The organism is bacterium, assembly GCA_024742285.1.
Lineage (GTDB): Bacteria > Myxococcota_A > UBA9160 > UBA9160 > UBA4427 > UBA4427.
In genome coordinates, this window is record JANSYR010000052.1 from 1 (window position 1) to 1,049 (window position 1,049).

Below are 1,049 nucleotides of genomic sequence, written 5' to 3' on the forward strand. Positions count from 1 at the left end.
AGCCTTCGCCCGGCTCGGTGGGCGCGATCTCCAGCTTGACCTCGGCGAACTGACCCGAACCACCCGACTGCTTCTTGTGGGTGTAGGTGTGCTCGATCTTCTGGCTGATCGTCTCACGATAGGCCACCTGCGGCGCACCGATGTTCGCCTCGACCTTGAACTCGCGCTTGAGACGGTCGACGAGGATGTCGAGGTGAAGTTCGCCCATGCCCTTCATGATCGTCTGGCCCGACTCGAGGTCGGTCTCGACGCGGAAGGACGGGTCTTCGGCGGCAAGCCGCTGCAGGCCCTGGCTCATCTTCTCCTGGTCGGCCTTGGTCTTGGGCTCGACCGCGATCTCGATCACCGGATCGGGGAAGGTCATCGTCTCGAGGACGACCGGATCGGCCTTGTCGCAGAGCGTGTCACCGGTGGTGGTCTCTTTAAGACCGGCCAGCGCGATGATGTCGCCTGCAAAGGCTTCCTCGATCTCCTCGCGGTTGTTCGAGTGCATCATCATCATGCGGCCGATGCGCTCGTTGCGACCCTTGGTCGAGTTGAGGATCGAGTCGCCCTTGCGGAGCTGGCCCGAGTAGATCCGGGTGAAGGTCAGCGAGCCGACGAAGGGGTCGTTCATGATCTTGAACGCCAGGCCGGCGAAGGGCATCTTGTCGTCCGCGCGACGCGGGATGTTGCGCTCTTCGGACTCGTCGCCAGGCTTGAAGCCCATGTAATCGACCACGTCGAGCGGGCTCGGCAGGTAGTCGACAACGGCGTTCAGCAGCGGCTGCACACCCTTGTTCTTGAACGCGGAGCCGCCGAGGACCGGAACGAAGGTCATCGACAGGCAGCCCTTGCGGATCAGCTTGCGCAGCGTGGGGACGTCGGGCTCTTCGCCTTCGAGATAGGCTTCCATCGCCGCGTCGTCCATTTCGACGGCGTTCTCGACCAGAACCGAGCGCCACTCGTCGGCGAGATCCTTGAGATCGTCGCGGATCGGCTGGCGGACCCAGGACGCGCCGAGGTCTTCACCCTGCCACACCCACTCTTCCATGGTGACGAGGTCGACG

The 1,049-nt window shown here is 63.6% G+C and carries 1 protein-coding gene; it reads right to left on the reverse strand.

Going from position 1 to position 1,049, the window contains the following annotated elements:
* A partial coding sequence (locus tag NXI30_29080; GenBank protein MCR9098294.1) for an EF-Tu/IF-2/RF-3 family GTPase occupies window positions 1-1,049 on the reverse strand: 1,049 nt, incomplete at both ends.